The organism is Aquamicrobium lusatiense (assembly GCF_014201615.1).
In the GTDB taxonomy this organism is placed as follows: Bacteria; Pseudomonadota; Alphaproteobacteria; order Rhizobiales; family Rhizobiaceae; genus Mesorhizobium; species Mesorhizobium lusatiense.
The window spans coordinates 778922-802197 of sequence record NZ_JACHEU010000001.1 but is presented as its reverse complement, the minus strand read 5'-3'; the positions used below and the strand labels follow the sequence as shown (position 1 = coordinate 802197).

General features: G+C 64.1%; 22 protein-coding genes and 1 tRNA gene. 10 read left to right on the top strand and 13 right to left on the bottom strand.

Translation table 11 applies throughout. The annotated features are described in order from the left end of the window. The first annotated feature begins 96 nt into the window (after nt 1-96). Nucleotides 97-684 (top strand): TetR/AcrR family transcriptional regulator, encoded by a 588-nt coding sequence (locus HNR59_RS03920; protein ID WP_183826245.1) that lies wholly within the window; start codon nt 97-99, stop codon nt 682-684. A 36-nt stretch (nt 685-720) separates the two neighbouring features. Here the strand turns inward: HNR59_RS03920 and HNR59_RS03915 are convergent, their stop codons facing one another. The 7 genes from HNR59_RS03915 to HNR59_RS03885 form a co-directional block, all read right to left on the bottom strand. Next, nucleotides 721-957, bottom strand: a complete 237-nt coding sequence (locus HNR59_RS03915; RefSeq protein WP_183826243.1) for a formate dehydrogenase subunit delta — start codon at nt 955-957, stop codon at nt 721-723. Beyond that, a complete protein-coding gene (gene fdhD, locus HNR59_RS03910) occupies nt 947-1834 on the bottom strand; it encodes a formate dehydrogenase accessory sulfurtransferase FdhD (protein ID WP_183826241.1) in 888 nt (295 codons plus the stop codon). The genes HNR59_RS03915 and fdhD overlap by 11 nt, the downstream gene beginning before the upstream one ends. Nucleotides 1835-1902: 68 nt before the next feature. Further along, complete coding sequence (gene fdhF, locus HNR59_RS03905) at nt 1903-4776, bottom strand: formate dehydrogenase subunit alpha (protein ID WP_183826238.1); 2874 nt, start codon at nt 4774-4776, stop codon at nt 1903-1905. 41 nt (nt 4777-4817) lie between these two features. Next, nucleotides 4818-5039, bottom strand: coding sequence for a DUF4287 domain-containing protein (locus HNR59_RS03900; RefSeq protein WP_183826236.1), 222 nt, complete (start codon nt 5037-5039; stop codon nt 4818-4820). After that, a complete protein-coding gene (locus HNR59_RS03895; protein WP_183826234.1) occupies nt 5036-6592 on the bottom strand; it encodes an NADH-ubiquinone oxidoreductase-F iron-sulfur binding region domain-containing protein in 1557 nt (518 codons plus the stop codon). Before HNR59_RS03895 ends, HNR59_RS03900 begins: the two co-directional genes overlap by 4 nt. Further along, entirely contained in the window at nt 6589-7068 is a 480-nt protein-coding gene (locus HNR59_RS03890; protein ID WP_183826233.1) for a formate dehydrogenase subunit gamma, read from the bottom strand. Before HNR59_RS03890 ends, HNR59_RS03895 begins: the two co-directional genes overlap by 4 nt. 152 nt (nt 7069-7220) lie before the next feature. Then, complete coding sequence (locus HNR59_RS03885) at nt 7221-8120, bottom strand: LysR family transcriptional regulator (protein ID WP_183826231.1); 900 nt, start codon at nt 8118-8120, stop codon at nt 7221-7223. A 182-nt stretch (nt 8121-8302) separates the two neighbouring features. Here HNR59_RS03885 and HNR59_RS03880 point away from each other — a divergent pair, with 182 nt between their 5' ends. From HNR59_RS03880 to HNR59_RS03870, 3 genes are all read left to right on the top strand, one after another. Further along, nucleotides 8303-8944 carry a DUF47 domain-containing protein gene (locus HNR59_RS03880; protein ID WP_183826228.1) on the top strand — a complete coding sequence of 214 codons (642 nt, stop codon included), beginning with the start codon at nt 8303-8305 and terminating at the stop codon, nt 8942-8944. Between the two features lie 6 nt (nt 8945-8950). Beyond that, nucleotides 8951-9955 (top strand): inorganic phosphate transporter, encoded by a 1005-nt coding sequence (locus tag HNR59_RS03875; protein WP_183826225.1) that lies wholly within the window; start codon nt 8951-8953, stop codon nt 9953-9955. Between the two features lie 190 nt (nt 9956-10145). Next, nucleotides 10146-11312 (top strand): Mrp/NBP35 family ATP-binding protein, encoded by a 1167-nt coding sequence (locus tag HNR59_RS03870; RefSeq protein ID WP_183826223.1) that lies wholly within the window; start codon nt 10146-10148, stop codon nt 11310-11312. 39 nt (nt 11313-11351) lie between these two features. Here HNR59_RS03870 and HNR59_RS03865 read toward each other — a convergent pair whose 3' ends face one another. Next, nucleotides 11352-12191, bottom strand: a complete 840-nt coding sequence (locus HNR59_RS03865) for an ABC transporter substrate-binding protein (protein WP_343060641.1) — start codon at nt 12189-12191, stop codon at nt 11352-11354. 245 nt (nt 12192-12436) lie between these two features. On the opposite strand from HNR59_RS03865, the gene HNR59_RS03860 reads away from it, so the two are divergent. After that, the gene (locus HNR59_RS03860) at nt 12437-13132 is read left to right on the top strand and encodes an SH3 domain-containing protein (protein ID WP_183826217.1); all 696 of its coding nucleotides are present in this window, start codon (nt 12437-12439) and stop codon (nt 13130-13132) included. Between the two features lie 53 nt (nt 13133-13185). Here HNR59_RS03860 and HNR59_RS03855 read toward each other — a convergent pair whose 3' ends face one another. Further along, the gene (locus tag HNR59_RS03855) at nt 13186-13932 is read right to left on the bottom strand and encodes an SDR family oxidoreductase (RefSeq protein WP_183826214.1); all 747 of its coding nucleotides are present in this window, start codon (nt 13930-13932) and stop codon (nt 13186-13188) included. Nucleotides 13933-14195: 263 nt separating this feature from the next. Between HNR59_RS03855 and zwf the strand changes: the two genes are divergently transcribed. The 3 genes from zwf to edd are packed head-to-tail and all read left to right on the top strand — an operon-like array spanning nt 14196 to nt 18292. After that, nucleotides 14196-15665: a glucose-6-phosphate dehydrogenase gene (zwf, locus tag HNR59_RS03850; protein WP_183826211.1), complete on the top strand. Its 1470-nt coding sequence runs from the start codon at nt 14196-14198 to the stop codon at nt 15663-15665. 2 nt (nt 15666-15667) lie between these two features. Further along, complete coding sequence (gene pgl / locus HNR59_RS03845) at nt 15668-16405, top strand: 6-phosphogluconolactonase (RefSeq protein WP_183826208.1); 738 nt, start codon at nt 15668-15670, stop codon at nt 16403-16405. 60 nt (nt 16406-16465) lie between these two features. Beyond that, nucleotides 16466-18292, top strand: a complete 1827-nt coding sequence (gene edd, locus HNR59_RS03840; RefSeq protein WP_183826205.1) for a phosphogluconate dehydratase — start codon at nt 16466-16468, stop codon at nt 18290-18292. Between the two features lie 9 nt (nt 18293-18301). Here the strand turns inward: edd and HNR59_RS03835 are convergent, their stop codons facing one another. Both HNR59_RS03835 and HNR59_RS03830 read right to left on the bottom strand, forming a co-directional pair. Beyond that, complete coding sequence (locus HNR59_RS03835; RefSeq protein WP_183826202.1) at nt 18302-19219, bottom strand: bifunctional methylenetetrahydrofolate dehydrogenase/methenyltetrahydrofolate cyclohydrolase; 918 nt, start codon at nt 19217-19219, stop codon at nt 18302-18304. Between the two features lie 109 nt (nt 19220-19328). After that, on the bottom strand, nt 19329-20282 hold the full coding sequence (locus HNR59_RS03830) for an AI-2E family transporter (protein ID WP_183826199.1): 954 nt from the start codon (nt 20280-20282) through the stop codon (nt 19329-19331). A gap of 241 nt (nt 20283-20523) precedes the next feature. On the opposite strand from HNR59_RS03830, the gene HNR59_RS03825 reads away from it, so the two are divergent. After that, nucleotides 20524-20608: transfer RNA gene (locus HNR59_RS03825), tRNA-Leu, on the top strand. A gap of 139 nt (nt 20609-20747) precedes the next feature. On the opposite strand, the gene HNR59_RS03820 is transcribed toward HNR59_RS03825, so the two are convergent. Further along, nucleotides 20748-21485, bottom strand: coding sequence for an SIS domain-containing protein (locus HNR59_RS03820; RefSeq protein ID WP_183826197.1), 738 nt, complete (start codon nt 21483-21485; stop codon nt 20748-20750). A 433-nt stretch (nt 21486-21918) separates the two neighbouring features. Here HNR59_RS03820 and HNR59_RS03815 point away from each other — a divergent pair, with 433 nt between their 5' ends. Further along, nucleotides 21919-22590, top strand: coding sequence for an ankyrin repeat domain-containing protein (locus tag HNR59_RS03815; RefSeq protein WP_183826195.1), 672 nt, complete (start codon nt 21919-21921; stop codon nt 22588-22590). Between the two features lie 37 nt (nt 22591-22627). On the opposite strand, the gene HNR59_RS03810 is transcribed toward HNR59_RS03815, so the two are convergent. Continuing rightward, on the bottom strand, nt 22628-23266 hold the full coding sequence (locus HNR59_RS03810) for a helix-turn-helix transcriptional regulator (protein WP_183826193.1): 639 nt from the start codon (nt 23264-23266) through the stop codon (nt 22628-22630). Nucleotides 23267-23276: the final 10 nt, after the last annotated feature.

The following is a 23276-nucleotide window of genomic DNA, read 5'->3' as shown; positions in this document are numbered from 1 at the left end:
ACAGGCTTTCGGACGGCGTGGGGTAAATTCGGGAATCTCTACTGTACCGTCCGGACGGTATTGTCAATTGGGTTCAGGCTTCGTATGGGAAAGCTCATGAAACCCAGAAAGTCCAATTCACGCGATAAAATCCTTGCTGCAGCAGCGGATGTAGCGCGAGAAGCCGGCCCCGGCAATCTCTCGCTCGACGCTGTTGCCAGCCGTGCGGGTATATCGAAAGGCGGACTGCTTTACAATTTCCCGAGCAAGGCAAAACTCATGCAGGCGCTTGTGGAGCAGCATTTGCAGGACTTTCAGGCTTCTCTGGAAGATGCTCACGCTGCCGATTCGCAAAAAAACCTGCTGCGCGCCTATATCCGGCTTTCGATGGAGGAGTGTCAGGAGGCTGAAGCTTCAGCCTCCTGGATTTTCTCCGCAATCGCCCAGGATCCCGAATTCCTGACGCCAATCAAATCCTTCAAGCGCCAGCTTTTCGAACGGCTGAAGACGAAAACGCCGGATCTGCAAGCCCTGCTTGTTGTCTATCTGGCAATCGAGGGCCTGCGCAGCATGACGCTGTTTGAATTTCACGCGCTCAGCGAAAACGAGCGGCAGATCCTTCTCGATGCGCTCATCGCCATGGCGGACAGCGCCCCGAATCAAATTGGCGTGAAGGACGCTCCGGAACCGCCTCCGGCCGGATAGATCCGGGCCGATCCTTTTGCGAAACCTCCGATGGCGTCAGCCAGCGACCTTTTCGGCTGCCGGGGGCGGACGGATATGCGCAGCGGCCTCGACGACCAGAGTGTCGAAACCCGCATCTCCAGCCCTGATGAGCTCGAAGAACTGGCGGCGCATGCGCGGCTCCCAGAACTTGTTGATGTGCTCGGCAATGCCGGCGACACCCTCTTCATGCGGCTTTGAGTGAAAGAACCGGGCGATCTGATTGGCCTGGTAGACGAGCTTGTCAGGCGACATGCCGGGCACCTCCGGTAACGACGCGATCGGGATGGGTGAAGATGTCGAAATCATCGCCGCGCACCAGCGCGATCAGCGTCATGCCTGCGGCTTCGGCGGTTCTTATAGCAAGCGCCGTCGGCGCGGAGACGGCGATGATGAAGGGCGCGCCGATGGCAGCGGTTTTCTGCACCATTTCGACGGAAACGCGCGAGGTCACGACCACCGCACCACCCTGCCCGGAAATGCCTTCCCGTGACAGCGCACCGGCGAGCTTGTCCAGCGCGTTGTGGCGGCCCACATCCTCGCGGGCCATGACCACGCCCTTGCCTGGCAGATAGAAGCCCGCTGCATGAACGGCGCCCGTTTGCCGGTGCATCGGCTGCAGGCCCGACAGAAGCCGCACCGAGCGGGTGATGTCATCGGGCGTCAGCCTGAGCTGCGAGGCATCCACCTCGTCCACGCTGCGCATCGCCTCCTCGATCGACTCGATGCCGCACAGGCCGCAGCCAACCGGGCCGGCGAGCCGGCGACGCCGGGCTTCGAAGCGCCTGTTGGCGCTGTCGCGCAGGCGGATCTGGATGTCGATGCCAGCTCCCAGATCCTGAACCTCCACCGCGTCGATCTCGCCGGCCGCCGCGACAATGCCCTCGGTTATGGAAAAGCCGAGCGCGAAATCCTCGAAATCGGCGGGCGAAGCCATCATCACCGCATGGGTGGTGCCACCATACGAGAGCGCGATCGGCGTCTCCTCCGGCACCATGCGATCGGCTGCCGCGATACCCTCGGCACGGTGGGTGATGCGCCGCGTCGCGGTGACGACAGGGCGCGGGTCTTCAACGCCATCGGACGTGGCTGGAGAACAGGTTTGGGAAAGCACAGTGTCAGAACGTGTCATGGCGCAACCATAGCATCATGCACCGTCCTGCGTCTTCCCTGCCCCGCCGCACCTGTTCACCCGCTTTTTCACTCGGCAGCGGCCAGCGGCGCGATGCGCCGGCTGCGGCGGGCCTGCTCCTCATACTCGACCTGCCAGTCGCTCGGGCCGTTGGACGGCATGATCTGCACGGCAGTGACCTTGTATTCGGGACAGTTGGTCGCCCAGTCCGAATAGTCGGTGGTGACGACATTGGCCTGTGTCAGCGGATGGTGGAATGTGGTGTAGACCACGCCCGGCGAGACCCGGTCCGTGATCAGCGCCCGCAGCGTCGTCTCGCCGGCGCGGCTTGCCACGCGCACCCAGTCGCCGTTGCGGATGCCGCGATGCTCGGCATCGTGGGGATGGATTTCCAGCCGGTCCTCGTCATGCCACACGACATTGTCCGTGCGCCGCGTCTGTGCGCCGACATTATATTGCGACAGAATGCGGCCGGTAGTGAGCAGCAGCGGGAAGCGCGGACCCGTCTTCTCGTCGGTCGCCACATATTCGGTGCGGATGAATTTGCCCTTGCCGCGCACGAAGCCGTCGAGATGCATGATCGGCGTGCCTTCAGGCGCGCTGTCGTTGCAGGGCCACTGCACGGAGCCCATCTTCTCCAGCAGCTCGTAGGACACATTGGCGAAGCTCGGCGTCGTGGCCGCGATTTCATCCATGATCTGCGAAGGGTGGGTGTAGTTCCAGTCGAAACCGAGGGCGCGCGCCAGTTCCTGCGTCGCCTCCCAGTCCGCATAACGGGCTTTCGGCTCCATCACCTTGCGCACGCGGTTGATGCGGCGTTCGGCATTGGTGAAGGTGCCGTCCTTCTCCATGAAGGTCGAACCCGGCAGGAACACATGGGCATAGTTGGCGGTCTCGTTCAGGAACAGGTCCTGAACCACCACGCATTCCATGGCCGCGAGGCCGGCGGCGACGTGATGCGTGTCGGGATCGGACTGGAGAATGTCCTCGCCCTGCACATAGATGCCCTTGAAGGTGCCGTCGACGGCGGCATCCAGCATGTTGGGAATGCGCAGGCCCGGCTCGTTGTCGAGCTTGACGCCCCACAGTTCCTCGAAAATGGCGCGGGTGGCATCGCCTGAGATGTGGCGATAGCCCGGCAGCTCGTGCGGGAACGAACCCATGTCGCAGGAGCCCTGCACATTGTTCTGACCGCGCAGCGGATTCACGCCGACGCCGCGGCGGCCGATATTGCCGGTCGCCATGGCGAGGTTGGCGATGGCCATCACCGAGGTCGAGCCCTGGCTGTGCTCGGTCACGCCGAGGCCGTAATAGATCGCGCCGTTGCCGCCGGTGGCGTAGAGGCGCGCGGCCCCGCGGATGTCTTCGGCAGGCACACCGATGTAGTCGGCGATTGCTTCAGGGCTGTTGGCTTCGTCGGCGACGAATTCGGCCCAGTCCTGAAAAGCATCCCATTCGCAGCGCTCGCGTACGAACTGCTCGTTCACCAGACCTTCGGTGACGATGACATGGGCAATCGCGGTGAGCATGGCGACATTGGTGCCGGGCCGCAGCGCCAGATGGTAATCCGCCCTGATATGCGGGCTCTTGACGAGATCGGTGCGGCGCGGATCGATGACGATCAGACGCGCGCCTTCGCGGATGCGCTTCTTCATGCGCGAGCCGAACACGGGATGCGCATCGGTCGGATTGGCGCCGATGACGACGATGACATCGCTTTCCTCAACCGAATCGAAGTCCTGCGTTCCTGCCGATGTGCCATAGGCCTGACCGAGGCCATAGCCGGTCGGCGAATGGCAGACGCGGGCGCAGGTGTCGACATTGTTGTTGCCGAAGCCCTGACGCACCAGCTTCTGGACGAGGTAGGTTTCTTCGTTCGTGCAGCGCGAGGAGGTGATGCCGCCGATGGAGGCGCGGCCGTACTGATACTGGATGCGGCGGAACTCGCTTGCCGCGTGGCTGATCGCCTCCTCCCAGCTCACCTCGCGCCACGGATCGGAAATCCGCTCGCGGATCATCGGCTTCAGGATGCGGTCTCTGTGCGTGGCATAGCCATAGGCGAAGCGGCCCTTGACGCAGCTGTGGCCATGATTGGCCTCGCCGCCCTTGTAGGGCACCATGCGCAGCACCTCATCGCCCTTGACCTCAGCCTTGAACGAGCAGCCGACGCCGCAATAAGCGCAGGTTGTGACCACGGAGCGCTCCGGCATGCCGTGTTCGAGAACGGTCTTTTCGCGCAGCGCATCGGTGGGGCAGGCCTGCACGCAGGCGCCGCAGGACACGCATTCGGACTCCACGAAGTCCTCGTGCATGCCGGGGGTGATGCGGGAATCGAAGCCCCGGCCATCGATGGTCAGCGCGAAGGTGCCCTGCACGTCCTCGCAGGCCCGCACGCAGCGCGAGCAGACGATGCACTGGGAAGGATCATAGGTGAAATAGGGGTTGGTTTCGTCGCGGACCAGATAGTCGATGTTAAGTGATCCGTTGCCGGGCGCAACGTGGTTGCGCCCATCCAGACCGTAGCGATTCTGGTCGAGCCCGACGGTGGCCGCCACCTTGTCGAATTCGCTCTGGCCGGTGCCGCGCTGTTCATTCCAGCCGCTGGGATGATCGGAAACGTAAAGCTCCATCACACCCTTGCGGATGGCATCGAGCCGGTCGGAGCGGGTGTGGACGACCATGCCTTCGCCCACCGGCGTGGTGCAGGAAGCGGGCGTTCCGTTGCGGCCCTCGATCTCCACCAGGCAGATGCGGCAGGAGCCGAAGGAGTCCAGCATGTCGGTGGCGCACAGCTTCGGAATCTCGACCCCCGCCTCCATCGAAGCGCGCATGATCGAGGTTCCTTCCGGAACCGTGACCGGCTTGCCGTCGACAATCAGCGTGACCTGCTTTTCGGCCCGCGATTCAGGTGTGCCGTAGTCGGTTTCGTGAACGAGACCCATGTCGAGACTCCCCTTGAAAGCAGCGCTCTTCCGGCGCCGGTTCAGTCTTTGCCTTTGCGTGCCGCGAGCGTATCAGCGACAAGCGCGTTGGCGTGGCCATGGCCGAGGCCATGCGTTTCCTTCAGCCAAGCGACAAGCTCCATGTGCTTCTTGCCGGTCTGGCTTTTGATAAGGTCTTTCCAGTGCGAGATCGGCTTTCCGTACTTTTGCTCGATCGACGGAAAGTAGGAAGCCGGACCCCTGACCTTATCCTGCGTCGTCATTCAGCGGCCTCCCGCATCGGCGCCGGCCTGAAATCTTCGGGGAAGTGGGTCAGCGCACTCATGACCGGATAGGGCGTAAAACCGCCCAGCGCGCAGAGCGAGCCGAACTTCATGGTGTTGCACAGGTCGGTGACGAGTTCGATCTGGTTGTCCGGCGCAATCCCGGCGGCCAGCTTGTCCAGCACCTCGACACCGCGCGTGGAACCGATACGGCAGGGCGTGCACTTGCCGCAGCTCTCTATCGCGCAGAACTCCATGGCGAAGCGCGCCTGCTTCAGCATATCGGCACTGTCGTCGAAGACGGTGATACCGGCATGGCCGATCAGGCCATCCTTGGCCGCGAAGGCCTCGTAGTCGAAGGGCGTATCGAACAGATCGCGCGGGAAATAGGCGCCGAGCGGTCCGCCCACCTGCACCGCCTTGACCGGGCGGCCGGTCGCGGCGCCGCCGCCGATGTCGTCGACGATTTCGCCGAGCGTCAGGCCGAAGGCGGTTTCGAACAGGCCGGGATAGCGGATGTTGCCGGCGATCTGGATCGGGATGGTGCCGCGCGAGCGGCCCATGCCGAAGTCCTTATAGTAGGCGGCGCCCTTGTCGAGAATGATCGGCACGGAGGCGAGACTGATGACGTTGTTGATCACCGTCGGCTTGCCGAACAGGCCCTTGTGGGCCGGCAGCGGCGGCTTGGCGCGCACCATGCCGCGCTTGCCCTCGAGACTGTCGAGCAGCGCCGTTTCCTCGCCGCAGACATAGGCGCCGGCGCCCTCGCGCACTTCCATGTCGAAGGCGCGGCCCGAGCCCATCACATCCGGCCCCAGGATTTTCGCGCGCCGTGCGATTTCCACGGCCCGGCGCATGGCGGCTATGGCATGCGGATATTCGGAACGGGTGTAGAGGAAGCCCTTGGTCGCGCCGGTGGCAAGGCCGGCGATCGCCATGCCCTCGATCAGCACGAAGGGATCGCCCTCCATGATCATGCGATCGGCAAAGGTGCCGGAATCGCCTTCGTCGGCGTTGCAGACGATGTATTTGCGCACATCATCCGTATCGAGCACCGTTTTCCACTTGATGCCGGTGGGGAAGCCGGCGCCGCCGCGCCCGCGCAGGCCCGATTCCGTCACCTCGGTCACGATGTCGAGGGGAGCCATCGCGGCAGCCTTGCGCAGGCCGGCAAGCCCGCCATGGCGCTCGTAATCCTCCAGCGAAAACGGATCGGTGATGCCGCAGCGGGCGAAGGTCAGCCGCGTCTGGCGCGCGAAGAACGGGATTTTTTCCGGGTCGCCCAGCGACAGCTCATGTGCGCCGCCGGTCAGGAAGCCGGCATCGAACAGGCCCTTTACCTGAGACGGGCGCACCGGACCGTAAGCGACACGGCCCGCATCGGTCCCGACCTCGACCATGGGCTCCAGAAAGTAGGCGCCCCGCGAACCGTTGCGCACGATCTTTGCCTCGATGCCGCGCTCCTTCAGCTCGGCGGAAATGGCTGCTGCGACCTTGTCGGCTCCGAGTGCCAGCGCGCCTGAATCGCCGGGGATGTAGATGACTGGCTTCACCGGCGCACCTCCGCGATGATCTCGTCGACGCGCGCGGCATCGATGCGGCCGATGACCTCGCCGTCGAGCATGGCGGCCGGCGAGCAGGCGCACATGCCGAGGCAATAGACTGGCTCCAGCGTCACCCGCCCATCGGGGGTGGTCTGGTGAAAGCCGATGCCGAGCGCCTGCTTGAAACGTGCAGCGACCTCGTCAGAGCCCATCGACTGGCAGGATTCGGCCTGGCAGACCTTCAGCACATGGCGGCCGGCCGGCTCCCTGCGGTAGTCGTGATAGAAGGAAACGACGCCATAAACCTCGGCACGCGACAGGTTGAGGGCCTTGGCGATAACCGGCAGGGCTTCCTGCGGCACATAGCCGAACTCCTCCTGCACCTCGTGCAGGATGGGCAGAAGCGGCCCCTCCATGCCTCTCATGCCATCGACGATCGACGCAACCTGCGCTTCGATCCCGGTACCTGCGCTCTGCATGACCATGCAGCGCCCTCCCTGAATTCCCGGCGATCTCCCTTCGCCATAGCGTTATGCAATCAGAGAATAACGCTCTGATCAATAGTCACTTTCCGTCAAGTGATAGAAGTTTCCTATCAACAGTCAGTGAAATAACATAACTACAAGGAAATACTGAATTATCTTTCGCGCTGAAAAAACCGGGCCAGCGCCCTTGCCTCGTCCAGCAGGCCCGAAACCAGAGGCGTGTGCGGCAGGCGTGGTCCCACGACGAGACCGACAATGTGGCTGGCATCCGGTTCCACAATGGGAATCGCACGGATCGGCTCGGCGAAGCCAAGGGTCTCGGTGAGGGTGAGCGGCATGATCGACGACCATTTGCCGGTGCGGATATGCGAGAACAGCACGATCATGGAATTCGATTCCAGCGTGGGCCGCATCTGCACCCCGGCCTCGGCCAGATGCTGGTCGATGATGCGGCGGTTCTGCATATCTGGCGTCAGCAGACAGAGCGGCAGCCGGCTAACCTCCTTCCACGTCACCTTCTCCCGCTCGGCCAGCGGATTGCCGGCCGAGGTGATGAGCTGATAGCGCTCATGATAGAGCGGCACGCTGGTCACGCGGCCAAGCGGCTCGTTGTCGAGATAGGTGATGCCGGCGTCAATCTCGAAATTGCCGAGCAGCGACAGGATTTCGATCGACGTGCGCGACATGATCGAGAACGTCACGCCCGGATGCTTTTCGCGGAACGGCGTCGTCAGGCGCGGCATCATCGCCAGCGCGGTCGGGATGGCGGCTATGCGGATGCGCCCCGACAGGCCGTGCCGCGCCGCGCGCATTTCCTCGCGCATGGCGTGTGCGTCGCCGACGATGCGGCGAGCCCACACCAGTACCTGATCGCCCTCCGCCGTCAGCCCCTGGAAGCGCGAACCGCGCTTGACCAGCATGACGCCGAGCTGGTCCTCAAGCTGCTTGATCGCCGCCGAAAGGGTGGGCTGCGTGACGCCGCAGATTTCAGCCGCGCGGCCGAAATGCTCCTCACGGGCAAGGGCGATGAAGAATTCCAGCTTGTCGATCATGCGAACCCGAAGCCTGACTGGCGATCTTTGCCTCTAGGGTCTGTGAAATTGCCCGGCTTCGCAAGTCATCCGTCAAAAGACGAAATTTGAGCCGAACTTCCACATTTTTCAGCCGACTATGTGTTTGCGTTCCGGCAAACCGGCGTTAAGGGGAAACATCGATAACCGACGAAAGATCCGACATGCTTGGCTGGTTCCGGAAAATGCTTCCGCGCGAGGACAAGTTCTTCGATCTCTTTGAACGTCATTCCCATGCTGTTGTGGGGGCCGCCGAAGCCCTGCAGCAACTGCTTGCCGGAAAAGATGTCGACAGGAATGCCGACGAGATCGTGCGTCTGGAGAAAGAGGCCGACCTCATCACCGCCGAGGTGATGCTGGCAGTGCGCCGCTCCTTCATCACACCCTTCGACCGCAGCGACATTCAGGATCTCATTCAGTCGATGGATGACGCCATCGACATGATGCACAAGACGGTCAAGACCGTACGCCGCTTCGAGCAGACCGAGTTCGATCCGCTGATGCAGGAAATGGGCGTCGCCGTTGTCGAAGCCGCGAGGCTGGTCGCCGAAGCCGTTCCCCTGCTCAACAAGGTCGGCCAGAACGTGCATCGCCTCAGCGAGATCGCTGAGGAAGTGGTGAAGGTGGAAGAGCGCTCCGACGATCTGTATGAGCGCGGATTGCGCGACCTCTACCGCCGTCACGCGAAGGGGGACGCACTGGCTTATTTCGTCGGCTCGGAACTCTACAACCAGCTTGAAAAGGTCGTGGACCGTTTCGAGGACGTGGCGAGCGAGATTTCCGGCATCGTCATCGAGAACGTCTGATCCGACATGGACGCCACAATCGCCCTCCCGCTGCTGATCGGCCTGATCGGCGTCGCCCTGTTCTTCGATTTCCTCAACGGGCTGCACGATGCCGCGAACTCCATCGCGACCATCGTCTCCACGCGGGTGCTGCGGCCGCAATATGCGGTGATGTGGGCCGCCTTCTTCAACTTCATCGCCTTCCTGTTCTTCGGCCTGCATGTGGCCGAGACGCTGGGAACCGGCATTGTCGATGCCGACATCGTCACGCCCGGCGTGATCTTCGCGGCCCTTGCAGGGGCGATCGCGTGGAACATCATCACATGGCTTGCCGGCATTCCATCGAGCAGTTCGCATGCGCTGATCGGCGGCCTGCTGGGGGCGGGCATCGCCAAGGCCGGAACCGGCGCCGTGGTGTGGACGGGTGTTCTCAAGACCACGTCCGCCATCGTGCTGTCGCCGCTCACCGGCTTCGTTCTCGCTCTTGTGCTGATCCTGATCGTGTCATGGCTCTTCGTGCGCCAGACCCCGTTCGCGGTCGACCGCTCGTTCCGCGTGCTGCAATTCATTTCCGCCTCGCTCTACTCGCTCGGCCATGGCGGCAACGACGCGCAGAAGACGATGGGCATCATCGCCGTGCTGCTCTACTCGCAGGGCATGCTGGGCGATACCTTCTACGTGCCGCTGTGGGTGGTGCTGAGCTGTCAGGCGGTTCTGGCGCTGGGCACGCTGTTCGGCGGCTGGCGCATCGTGCACACGATGGGTTCCAAGATCACCCGGCTGAACCCGATGCAGGGGTTCTGCGCCGAGACCGGCGGGGCGATCACCCTGTTCGGCGCCACCTGGCTCGGCATTCCGGTTTCGACCACCCACACCATCACCGGCGCCATAATCGGCGTGGGTGCGGCGCGCCGCGTTTCGGCGGTGCGCTGGGGCATTGCCGGCAATATCGTAATCGCCTGGGTGGTGACGCTTCCGGCAACGGCGATCATTTCGGCCGTCACCTATTATCTGATACAGCTGGCAGGATGACGCAGCCGGCAGCGCTTGGAGCGGGCCGGCTTATGCAGTATCTCATCACTGGCTAGAGCATCGGACCGAAAAGTGGGATCCGGTTTTCGGCTATACCGATGCTCCATCAATAATTCAGATCGTCCTTTGTGCGTCCGGACGGACGCACGGCGATCTGGCGGCAACAGGCCCCAGGCATGAGGTACAAGCAATGTCCGTCACCAAGGAAGTTGTCACCGAGCGACTGAGAAGCGTGAGCGGGCCGGATTTTTCCGGCAACATCGTCGATCTCGGCATGCTGTCGGAGATTTTCATCGCCGACGGCAAGGTGTTTTTCTCCATCACCGTTCCGGCCGAACGTGCCGACCACATGGAACCGTTGCGGGCCGCAGCGGAGCGCGTGGTGAAGGCCATTCCCGGCGTCAACGGCGCAGTGGTGACGCTGACGGCAGAGAAGAAAGGCGGCGGCATGGAAGCGGCGCCACCTGCACGTCCGACCCCGCAACCTCGCCCGACACCTTCCTCAGCGCGCGCGCCGCAGCCGGCGCCGCCGTCGCGCAGCCCGGGCAAGCGCGGCGTTCCCGGCATCGGGGCCATCGTCGCCGTCGCCTCCGGCAAGGGCGGGGTCGGCAAATCGACCACGTCGGTGAACCTCGCGCTCGGCCTTGCCGCCAACGGGCTGAAGGTGGGCGTGCTCGATGCCGACATCTATGGCCCGTCGATGCCCAAACTGCTCGGCATCCATGGCCGCCCCGAGAGCGCCGACGGCAAGATCCTGAAGCCGATGCAGAATTACGGCCTCAAGGTCATGTCGATGGGCTTCCTCGTCGACGAGGAAACGCCGATGATCTGGCGCGGGCCGATGGTCGTCTCGGCGCTGACCCAGATGCTGCGCGAGGTGGAATGGGGCCAGCTCGACGTGCTGGTGGTGGACATGCCTCCCGGCACCGGCGACGCACAGCTGACCATGGCCCAGCAGGTGCCGCTGGCCGGCGCCGTCATCGTCTCGACGCCGCAGGACCTTGCCCTGATCGACGCCCGCAAGGGCCTCAACATGTTCCGGAAGGTGGACGTGCCGCTGCTCGGCATCGTCGAGAACATGAGCTATTTCATCGCCCCCGATACCGGCAAGCGCTACGATATTTTCGGCCATGGCGGCGCGCGGCGCGAAGCGGAGCGGCTTGGTGTCGCCTTCCTCGGCGAGGTGCCGCTCGAAATGGGCATCCGCGAAAGCTCGGACGCCGGAAAGCCGGTTACCGTCAGCCGTCCGGAGGGGCCGGAAGCGCGCATCTACCGCGACATCGCCGCAAAGGTCTGGCAGCGCCTAGAGGAGGAAAAGAACGCCGGCTCCGGCGGTCCCGCTATCGTCTTCGAATGAAAAGTAAGCTGTTGCTTACTTAGAAAAGGCTTACGGACCTCAGTAGAAGCCGACCGGGAAATAGCGCAGGTAGAGTTCGGCAAAAGTGCCTTTCGCCGCAATGTCCTGCAATGCGTAATCCAGAGCCGCAGGCAGCAGCGCATCGCCGGCGCGGGTGGCAATCGCCAGCCCCGTGCCGAGATATTCGGGCGCGATCAGCGGGCCACCCGCAAAGCGGCAGCATTTTTCCGAAGCCGCATCGGCCAGCCAGAACGACAGGCGCATGCCGTCGCCAAAGGCGGCATCGATGCGCCCGGCCTTCAGCTCGGCTTGCAGGGCATCCTCGTCCGGCAGGGGAACGACCGTGACCGCTCCAAAGTAATCGCGCAGCATGCGCTCATGCGCCGAGCCCGCCACAACGCCGACCGGCCTGCCCCTGAGACTGTCCTGCACAGGCTCCGATGGAGCCCGCGATTTCTGCACGGCAAACCGCGCGGGAAACTGCAGATAGGGGCGCGAGAAGGCGTAGGCGGTGCGTGTTTCCGCTGTCGCGGCCAGGCCCGCGATGATGGCCTCACCCTCGCCCAGTTCCAGCGCGCCCTGCAGTTCGTCCCATGGAACAGCCTGTATCTGGCATTTGTCGGCAAGCTCCAGCCGGGCGCAAATGGCGCGGGCAAGATCGACATGAAAACCCGACAGCCGGCCCTGACCGTCGAGGAAGTTGAACGGCGGAAAATCCGTCGTGGTCAGAAACCGCAGCCGCGGCAATGCCGACAGATCCGGTTTTGAGAGCCGTTCCTTTGCATCCCACAATTGCGGAATGACAGGCTCCTGCGCCTTTGCAGCGGGCAGCAAAGCGGCAAGAAAAACGACGACAACTGCGGCAAGCCGGAAACGCACGATTCGACATCCGATCGATCTGGAACTCTGCGCTTTTCCTATGAAAACGCCACGGCCACAAGTTTTGCTACGATTATGGCTGTAATTGGCATGGTTCATGCGCAGTGATGCCACAATTTACTTTAACATGACGCCCGTACGTGATCTGTTGCAGCCAAAGCGCGGCGACATTCAGGTACATCCAGGACCGCTGCACAGGAGGACGGGGCTCTTGTGCGGACGGCCGGTTCTTTGGAGTCTGCGAAGTGAGAGGTCTACCGGTTTTCGGCAAACCGAGACGGCAGCGTTCGGTTCAGTATGGGTATAGTGCACCACCATCTGGCTGGCACCAGATCAAGGAGCATTCGCATCTCGTCATTGCCGGGATCGGCAGCCTTGTCTTCATCGCCATTGCAGTCACTGCTTTCTGGTTCACGCTGCCCCGCGCGGACAAGCCGGTTCTGGCCCGGGCAGCGCCACAGGAAATAGCACCAGAAGCAGCGCCAGTGACCGCACAGAACCCTGCAGCGCCGGATCCTGCCCCGCTGGCACCCGTTGCGGTGGCCGACACGGCCCCCGAGCCCGAAATCCAGCCGCTGGCCCTGATGCCGGAGCCAAAGGTTCCCGAGATCGACCAGCAGGCAGCCGCTGCCATAATCGTCCCCGATGCCGGGCAAGAACCGGCCACGCCTCCCGAATCGGAGAGCACCGGCACGCAGACAGCCGCTATTCCGGCAACCCGGCCGAGCCCACCGGCTCAGAAGGCCGCCGCTCAGAAAACGGCTGCCGGCAATGGCCGCATCATCCGCGGCGTCACCTTCCGCGCCGGCCCCGGCGGCGATGCCATCGGCACCATTCCCGGCGGAACCGAGGTCAAGGTGATCTCCTGCGATTCATGGTGCGAGATCATTCACAAGGATCAGCGCGGCTTCATCTACAAGGACTTTCTGGACCGCGACTGAGCAGGGCGACCGGCATCCATTCAAATGCCTTTTGGCGTCCGGGCTGAGATGTTTCAGACGCAGCGGCCGCCATCGACCTCCAGCGCCACGCCGGTGATGAAGGCCGCCTCGTCGGAAGCCAGCCACAGCGCGGCGTTGGCGACATCGAGCGGCGTCGACAGCCGTCCCAGCGGCACCGAAGCACGAAACTTCTCGCGCAGCTCCGGCGTGTCGGAGCCCATGAAACGCTCAAGCATCGCCGTATCGCCCGCCACCGGGCACAGGCAGTTGACGCGGATGTTATGCGGCGCAAGCTCCACGGCCATCGACCTGGTGGCGGTGATCGCCCAGCCCTTGGAGGCGTTGTACCATGTCAGTCCCGGACGCGGCCGCAGGCCGGCCGTCGATGCCGTGGTGAGGATGACGCCGCCACCCTGCCGCTGCATGGTCGGCACCACCGCCAGCGTGCTGTAATAGATCGCCTTCATGTTGACCGCCGTGATCAGATCGAAGGTCGGCTCGTCGACATTCAGAAGATCGCCGTTGCGATGGGTGAAGCCGGCATTGTTGACGACGATGTCGACCCGGCCGAAGGCGTTCTTGGCCGCATAGATCATCTGTTCGACATCGGCGCGCTTGGAAACGTCGGTGGTGACGGCGATCGCGTCGTGCCCGATGTCATCGGCCAGCTCGGCCGCGCCGCGCGCATTGAGATCGGCGACAACGACTTTCGCGCCCTCTTGCGCGAACCGCCGGGCGATGCCCTCGCCAAATCCTGCTGCTGCCCCGGTCACTACCGCGACCTTGTCCTTCAATCTCATGTCCTGCTCTTTCATTCTGACTGACGATTATTCATCGACTGCTGCACGCTGCCACTGGCACCATGTCGCATGTTCTCTCTGGTTCCGGCCTTGCCGCGCCCTAGAATAACGGGATGACCGGATCGCGCCGGCATCCGCTATCATCGAATCCGCTCAGCGGGATTCGTAACAATCGCAGCAATGCGACGCCATGGCACTGGCCAAATTAAATCGATTAGATTATATCAGCGTCATCGCCCGACGCGAGACAGAACGGATACGTCATGACCAGTCAGATCATCCCCGTCGATCCCTTCGATTTCATCATCTTCGGCGGCACCGGCGACCTGTCGGAGCGCAAGCTTCTGCCCTCGCTCTATCACCGGCAGCGCGACCACCAGTTTTCCGAGCCGACGCGGATCATCGGCACCTCGCGCACGAAGATGAGCGACGACGAGTTCCGCACCTTCGCCCGCAAGGCCATCGAAGAGCATGTCGCGCCCGAATATATCGACAAGGCGGAGCTGGATGAGTTTCTTGCCCGCCTCTCCTATGTAGCCGCTGATGCGGTCAGCGGCGACGGCTTCGACAACCTGAAGGCCGCGATCGGGGACAGCAAGACGATCCGCGCCTTCTATCTGGCGGTGGCGCCGTCCCTGTTCGGCGACATCTCGCGCAACCTGAAATCACACGACCTCATCACGCCCGCCTCGCGCATCGTGCTGGAAAAGCCGCTCGGACGCGACCTCGATTCGGCGCGGGAACTCAACGATCTCGTCGGCGAGAACTTCCGCGAAAGCCAGATCTTCCGCATCGACCACTATCTCGGCAAGGAGACGGTCCAGAACCTGATGGCGCTGCGCTTCGCCAATGCGCTCTACGAGCCCCTGTGGAACTCGGCCCATATCGACCATGTGCAGATAACCGTGGCCGAGACGGTGGGGCTTGAGGATCGCGTCACCTATTACGACAAGGCCGGCGCGCTGCGCGACATGGTGCAGAACCATCTGCTGCAACTGCTCTGCCTCGTCGCCATGGAGGCGCCCGCATCGATGGAGGCCAATGCCGTGCGCGACGAGAAGCTGAAAGTGCTGCGCGCGCTGAAGCGCATCAACGGCAACGAGGCCCCAAGGCACACGGTGCGCGGCCAGTACCGCGCCGGCGCCTCCGCCGGCGGCCCGGTCAAAGGCTATGTCGAGGAGCTGGGCAGCGAGAGCGGCACCGAAACCTTCGTCGCCATCCGCGCCGAGATCGAGAACTGGCGCTGGGCGGGCGTGCCGTTCTATCTCAGGACCGGCAAGCGGCTGGCCACCCGCGTCTCCGAGATCGTCATCGAGTTCAAGCCGATCCCGCATTCCATCTTCGGCGACGGGGCGGGACCGATCTTCGCCAACCAGCTCGTCATCCGCCTGCAGCCGGACGAGGGCGTCAAGCAGTTCATCATGATCAAGGATCCCGGCCCCGGCGGCATGCGGCTGCGGCAGATTCCGCTCGACATGAGCTTTGCGCAATCCTTCAAGGGCCGCGCGCCGGATGCTTACGAGCGCCTCATCATGGATGTGGTGCGCGGCAACCAGACCCTGTTCATGCGCCGCGACGAGGTCGAGGCGGCGTGGAGCTGGATCGATCCGATCCAGCAGGCATGGGAAGGATCGCGGCAGGAGGTGCAGGGCTATACTGCCGGCACCTGGGGCCCATCCGCCTCCATCGCGCTGATCGAGCGCGACGGGCGCACCTGGCACGAAAGCACCTGACGATGACGGCGCAGGAGACAGCACAAGCGGCGACACAGGGCTACGACTGGACCGCGTTTTCGGACCGCGAGGCACTGGCCGAAACTCTGGCCGACCGGGTGGCGGAAACACTTAGCGCAGCCATCGAACGCCGCGGTGCTGGCTTTCTCGCCGTCTCCGGCGGCACCACGCCGGGGCGCTTTTTCGCAGCACTTTCCAGCCGCCCGATCGCATGGGACAAGGTGACGGTGACGCTGGTGGACGAACGCTTCGTGCCGCCTTCCTCGCCGCGCTCAAATGCGGCGCTGGTGGCCGATACGCTCCTGCGCAATGCGGCCTCCGCCGCCCGCTTCGCGCCGCTTTATCATGCGGCAGACAGTGCGGCCGATGCAGCAATTGCCGCCGAAGCGGAACTCGCCACGCTGCCATGGCCGCTCGACGCAGCCGTGCTCGGCATGGGGACGGACGGCCACACCGCGTCCTTCTTTCCCGACGCCGACACGCTCCCCGACCTGCTCGACCCGCACAATGCGCGCATCGTGCTGCCGGTCGAAGCAGCCAGTGCGGGCGAGCCGCGCCTGACATTGTCCATGCCCCGGCTGACCGGAGCAGGCTTTCTCGCCCTCCACATCGAGGGCGCCGAAAAGCGCGCGGTCTTCGAAGCGGCCATGCAGGCGGCCATTCAGGGCGACGACAGAAAACCGATCCGGGCGGTGATCGAGGCATCGCCACGCCCGGTCAATGTGTTCTGGGCCCCCTGACCGCGACAAGGGCTAGGTGCATGCCGCCGGCACAGGGCGGCCCACGAAAGGATCAATCCGATGACAGCCAGAAGCGACATCCAAGCCATCACGGACCGGATCAGGGAGCGCTCGCGCGCCAGCCGCGAGGCCTATCTCGGCCGCATCTCCGACGCAGCCGGCAAGGCGGCCAACCGTTCGGTGCTCTCCTGCGGCAACCTTGCCCACGGCTTCGCCGTCTGCAGCCCGCAGGAAAAGACCGCGCTTTCGGGCGATGCCGTTCCCAATCTCGGCATCGTCACCGCCTATAACGACATGCTCTCCGCCCACCAGCCGTTCGAGACCTTCCCCGCACTGATCAAGCAGGCGGCGCGCGAGGCCGGCGGCATCGCGCAGGTAGCGGGCGGCGTGCCGGCCATGTGCGATGGCGTGACACAGGGAATGCCCGGCATGGAGCTGTCGCTGTTCTCGCGCGACGTCATCGCCATGGCGGCGGCCGTCGGCCTGTCGCACAACATGTTCGACGCCGCCGTCTTCCTCGGCGTCTGCGACAAGATCGTGCCCGGCCTGCTGATCGCGGCCCTCACCTTCGGCCATCTGCCGGCCGTGTTCATTCCGGCCGGACCGATGACCTCGGGCCTGCCCAATGACGAGAAGGCGCGCGTGCGCCAGCTCTATGCCGAAGGCAAGGTCGGCCGCGCCGAGCTGCTGGAAGCCGAATCGAAATCCTATCACGGGCCCGGTACCTGCACCTTCTACGGCACCGCCAATTCCAACCAGATGCTGATGGAGATCATGGGCCTGCACACGCCGGGCGCCTCCTTCGTCAATCCGGGCACGCCGCTGCGCGACGCACTGACCAGGGAAGCGGCCAGGCGGGCGCTCGCCATCACCCGGCTCGGCAACGACTACATTCCCGCCGGGCGCATGATCGACGAGCGCGCCATCGTCAACGGCGTGGTCGGGCTGCACGCCACCGGCGGCTCGACCAACCACACCATCCACCTCATCGCCATGGCGGCAGCGGCCGGCATCCGGCTGACATGGCAGGACATTTCCGATCTTGCCGAAGCCGTGCCGCTGCTGGCGCGGGTCTATCCGAACGGACTTTCCGACGTGAACCATTTCGCGGCCGCCGGCGGCATGGGCTTCCTGATCCGCGAGCTGCTCGACGCCGGCCTGCTGCACGAGGACGTGCAGACCGTGTGGGGCGAGGGTCTGCGCACCTATACGGTGGAAGCTAAGCTCGGTCCCGACGGCTCGGTGGTGCGCGAGCCCGCCCCGCGCGACAGCGGCGACGAAAAGGTGCTGGCGCCTTTCGCCAAGGCATTCCAGCCGACCGGCGGCCTCAAGGTTCTGGCCGGCAATATCGGCCACGCCATCATCAAGACCTCCGCCGTCAAGCCGGAACGGCATGTGATCGAGGCGCCGGCGCGCGTCTTCGACAGCCAGCAGGGCCTCAACGACGCCTTCAAAGCCGGCGAGCTGACCGGCGATTTCATCGCCGTCATCCGCTTCCAGGGCCCGAAGGCCAACGGCATGCCGGAACTGCACCGGCTCACCACCGTGCTCGGCATATTGCAGGACCGCGGCCAGCGCGTCGCGCTCGTCACCGACGGGCGCATGTCGGGCGCTTCCGGCAAGGTGCCGGCAGCTATCCACGTCACGCCCGAGGCGCTGGAAGGCGGGGTAATCGGCAAGATCCGCGACGGCGACGTGGTGCGGCTCGACGCGACCACTGGCACGCTGGAGCTTCTGGTGTCCGCCGCCGATCTGGCACTGCGGCCCGAACCGCATCCGGACCTGTCCGAAAACGAATTCGGCTTCGGGCGAGAGCTGTTTGCCGGCTTCCGGCACCTGGCAGGACGCGCCGACCACGGAGCCAGCGCCTTCGGAAACGCGGCCTGATCGGACGGATCAGAACTCCGGCCGGGCAAGCCCCGCAGCGAGACAGGCCGACACCACCGTGTTAGCCATCAGCATGGCGATGGTCATCGGGCCGACCCCCCCCGGAACGGGCGTGATCGCGCCCGCCACTTCGGCGGCTTGCGCATAGTCGACGTCGCCGACCAGTCTTGTCCTGCCCTCGCCCTTTTCGGGTGCGGGAATGCGGTTGATGCCGACATCGATGACCGTGGCGCCGGGCTTCACCCAGTCGCCCTTCACCATTTCCGGCCGCCCGACCGCCGCCACCAGTATGTCGGCCGTGCGGGCAAGTGCTGCCAGATCCTTCGTGCGCGAATGCGCGACCGTCACCGTGCAATTGGCCGCCAGCAGCAGATTGGCCATCGGCTTGCCGACGATGTTGGAGCGGCCGATGACGACCGCGTTCAGGCCCGACAGATCCCGGCCGCGCACGCGCTCGATCAGCAGCATGGAGCCGGCCGGGGTGCAGGGCACGAAGGCGGTCGCCGCTTCGCCGGCACCAAGCTTGCCGACATTGACGTAGGTGAAGCCGTCGACGTCCTTTTCCGGCGCGATGGCCTGAATGACCTTGCTGCTGTCGATATGGCCGGGCAGCGGAAGCTGCACCAGTATGCCGTGGATGGCCGGATCGGCGTTCAACTCGCCGATCAGCTTTAGAAGATCGGCCTCGCCCGTGTCGGTGGCCAGCGTGTGCTGCACGGAATGAAAGCCGCATTCCTTCGCGGTGCGCGACTTGTTGGCGACATAGACCTGACTGGCCGGATCCTCGCCGACGATCACCACCGCAAGTCCGGGCACCACGCCAAGACCGGGCGCGGAAACCCCTTTCGCGGCGAGATCGGCAGTCAGCGCCTTCACCTTTTCGACCACCTCGGCCGCCGTTTTCCTGCCATCGATGACTGTGCTCATGCCCTTCTCCACTTGTTCGGCCGCCGGTCGCGCCAGGATGCGGCGCGACGCGGTGCCGATGCGTCGGGGGATGCCTAAACCCGAAAGGCGCGTTTCGGAAGACCGGAAATCAGCGCGGGTCGCGCCGGCGGGCCAGATCCTGCGTCGCTGCGCGGAGCTGGCGCAGGCTGGCACGGATTTCTTCCACGGAAGGCGGTTGCGCCGTGGCATAGGCGGCCCTGCCGGATGCGTAAGGCTCGTCATCAACCGGCTGATGGCGGAAAGCGCCAGCAAGCCCGGATGATTCGTCGTCGCCGAGAGGCGGGGGCGGCACAGATACGGGGGAGGACGGCATTGCGGGCGCGGGCGACACGCTCAAAGGCTCTGCCCCTTTTTGCATGCCGCGCACGATTGCAAGCAGGAGCCCGGCGGCAAGGCCGATGATCACGCCCAGCAGAGGCAGAAACGCCATCAGCGCACCATATTGCTTCCACAGCAGCACGGCGCAGGCCACGCCGAGCACGGCCCCCAGAAGCGTCAGCCGATAGATTGCCGGCTTCGAGCGAAAGACACCCTCCCTGAGGCCGATGCGCCGCGCGCGCTCCGCCTGCGGCAGTGGAGCGGCAGGTTCCCGAGGGACATCGCGGCCACCGGAATCCTGATTTTCCGGCTCAACCACACCTGCGCCCTGCACTTCGGCAACGGAGGCTTCGGAAAAAGGCGGCTCAGGAACAACGGCACCTGCGCGAAACGGTGGGACGGGCGCCTCGTGATGATGAGAACGAATCGGCTCTTCGGCATCCGGCACCGGCTGCCCGGCTTCGCTGCGGCCGGCCTCGCGCCGCAGCCGCGCCAGACGATGGCGTTCGGCTGCCATCGCGCGCCACTCGGCATCGTCTTCCATGGCCGTTTTCGCTGCCTCCGCAGGCGGAGCCATCGACAGAAGCGAACCCTTCGACGGAGGCTGCCCCTTCGGCTGGGCCGAACGCTCGGGGCGATCCTCGTCCTCGCCACGCATGGCGCGTGCCAGCGCCGCCAGGGCGCGCTCGCGTCTCCAGTCCTCGGGGCTCAGTCGGTCACTCATCGCGCTTGCCAGTTCATGACCGTCCGCAGCGGCCGGCCAAAGGTTAAGACACGCTAAATGTACAGGGCAAATAAAAGGTTAATTTTTGACGGAACATGCTCAAGGCACCACTTTCCGATGCCCGACCGGACAATCGCAACCGACTTTGCGCATCCTTCCAGCCATGTCACCGGCTAAATCTCGCCAAGGTCAAAAAAGCGCGTTGACAGGATCATCCGGCCCGCTTACATGAGCGCCACCAGCCCAGATGGCGGAATTGGTAGACGCGCACGGTTCAGGTCCGTGTGCCGCGAGGCGTGGAGGTTCGAGTCCTCTTCTGGGCACCATTCCCTTTTCAACCGACAGGTGCGGAACTGCACCTTTATAGTGGTTGAAGGTTTCTCCCGATCTTAGTTCTGAAAGACGACTGAAGGCTTCTGCCCTTGAGGGGAAAAGCATTTCAGCCCGATCGCCAAGCTTTCATCCTTACAGGTGGGGATTGCGTGAGCGGTATCGCGCGATGAGGCTTTCGTTGACCTCCGCCGCGCCGGGCATGTTGGCACTGAGATAAACGGGTGCTGCCGCCTGCGCGGATTGCAGGCGCACGGAAACTTCCGCGAATACCGCATTCAGAAGCGCCGCGCCGATGGACGTGGAGATCGGCCCGACCCGAAGCTTCGAGCCGGGGACGCCGACGACAGCATCGCCGGGCGGTGCGCCATTGTCGAGCACGATGTCGGCAATGTCGGCAACGCGCACGCGCCCATTTGCCGCCTGCCGGGAATAGTCCTGCGAGGTTATGGCAATGACGGTTGCCCCCCGCGCCTTGCCAATCTGGGCCGCCTCGATGGTGGCCGCGTTGACGCCGCTGTTCGACACGATGAACAGAACATCCTTCGCACCGATCGGATAGCGGCTCAGAACCGGCGCGACCGCGCCCGGCAAACGTTCCAGCGCCGTGCTGGCAACGGCTCCTTCATGCAGCATCATCGATGACGAAAGGATCGGTACCGTCAGGGCAAGACCGCCCGCGCGGTAATGCGCCTCCTCGGCCAGCATATGGCTGTGGCCGGTGCCGAAAATATAGGCGAGCCCATCGGCCATCGCGGTGCGCTCCACAGCATCGGCGGCAGCTTCTATGGCATCGGCATTGAGGTGCATGAGTTGCACCATGCGCTGGGCAAGCTCGGCAAGATAGGCGGCGGCAGTCGGCGTGTTGCTCATGAAATTTCCGCGTCGGGCATTTCACGGCATAGTGTGCTGAATGGCACACGCCATCAAGGGGGCGGGTGAGATCAGTTTCGCCATCTGGAGCCACAAAAGGCGGTGGGACGGCACGGCTTCCCGCACGATCCGTCCTTGCCGGGGCGCAGTTTGGCGCGGGCATGACTGTGGAGTTGCCCCATCACCGGAAAGGGAAGCCGGCTTCCGGGCGATGATCTGCGCAGAAACAACTGCCGGCAGCGTGAGGGGCATATCTGAAGAATCGCAGGATGCTTCGATAAAAGAGAGGACGCCCGCGCCGACAGCCTCTGTCATCAGAGACACAAAATAACCGAAGCGTATTCATATTTTACTGGTCTCTAATACGACTTCCGTCTCATAAGCCGTTCCCGGTGGCGGCTGCCGCCTTCATCCTTCCCTCACGAGGTGATTCATGCGCAAGACACTCGCCATCTGCATCGCCTTCTGCTTCGGGCTTCTGGCCTCCCCGCTTATCACTTCTGGACAATCCATGCAGGAAACTGAACTTTTCATCGCCGCCGCCGGCAACGACACGGACACCATCGACCGGCTGCTCGGACAGGACGTCGATATCGATGCGCGCGACAGCGAAGGGCGCACCGCGTTGCTGGCCGCCACCCACGCCAACGCCATCGAGGCTGCACAGGTGCTGATCGAGGCGGGCGCCGACGTCAACGCGAAGGACCGGATCGACGACAGCCCCTATCTCTATGCCGGCGCGCGTGGCCATCTGGAGATCCTCAAGATGACGCTGGTGCATGGGGCGGACCTGAAGAGCACCAACCGCTTTGGCGGCACGGCGCTTATTCCGGCGGCCGAGCGCGGTCATGTCGAGACGGTTCGCACCCTGATCGAGGCCGGCGTCGACGTCGACCATGTCAACAATCTCGGCTGGACCGCCTTGCTGGAGGCGATCATTCTCGGAGACGGCGGCCCGCGTCACCAGCAGATCCTAGACCTGCTGGTCAAGGCGGGCGCCGACGTCAACCTGGCGGACGGAAACGGCGTGACGCCGCTGCAGCATGCCCGCAACGCCGGCTACAGGGAGATGGAGCAGGCGCTCGCCACAGCGGGCGCGCGATAGGGCATATCGTGCCCGAAAAAAGACCGGGAGCGGTGCTTCAGTTCCCGCTGTCGCGCAGATAGTTGTAGACCGTCGCACGGCCCATCTGCAGCACCCGCGAGATATAGGCGGCCGCATGCTTGCCGCTGAAGGCGCCGTCCTGAGCCAATTCGCGCACAAGCTGCTGCTTCTGCATGCGGGTCATGTCCGCGATGGCGACGCCATGGCGGCGCGTCCAGCCGCTGACATATTCGTTGATGCGCTCGTGCCAGTCGTCCTTGAACAGCGCCGTGGGCTTGCCCTGATCGGTCGCCACGCCGGAAAATGTGCTCAGCATCTCGATGGCGGCGTGAATGTGCGACACGTCCATGTTGATGCACAGCACGCCGACCGGCCTGCCTTCCGGTGACCGCAGGACCGCGCTGATCGACTTGATGCGCCTGCCATCCCAGTTGACCTTCTCATAGGGGCCGATCATCCGGTCTTCCGGGCGAAAGTCGATCTCCTGCAACAGTGACGGCTCGCCCAGCGCGCGGCGGGAGAAGTTGTTGGCGATGTAGGCGACGGTCTCGGTGGCCAGATCGTGCAGGACGACTTCGGCATGCGGCTGAAGCAGCAGCGCAAAGGCGTCGCAGACAGGATGGAAGATGGCGAGATGCCCGGCCGCGTCGGAAGAAGGTCGTGGCGCTTTCGGCATGGTTTTCGTC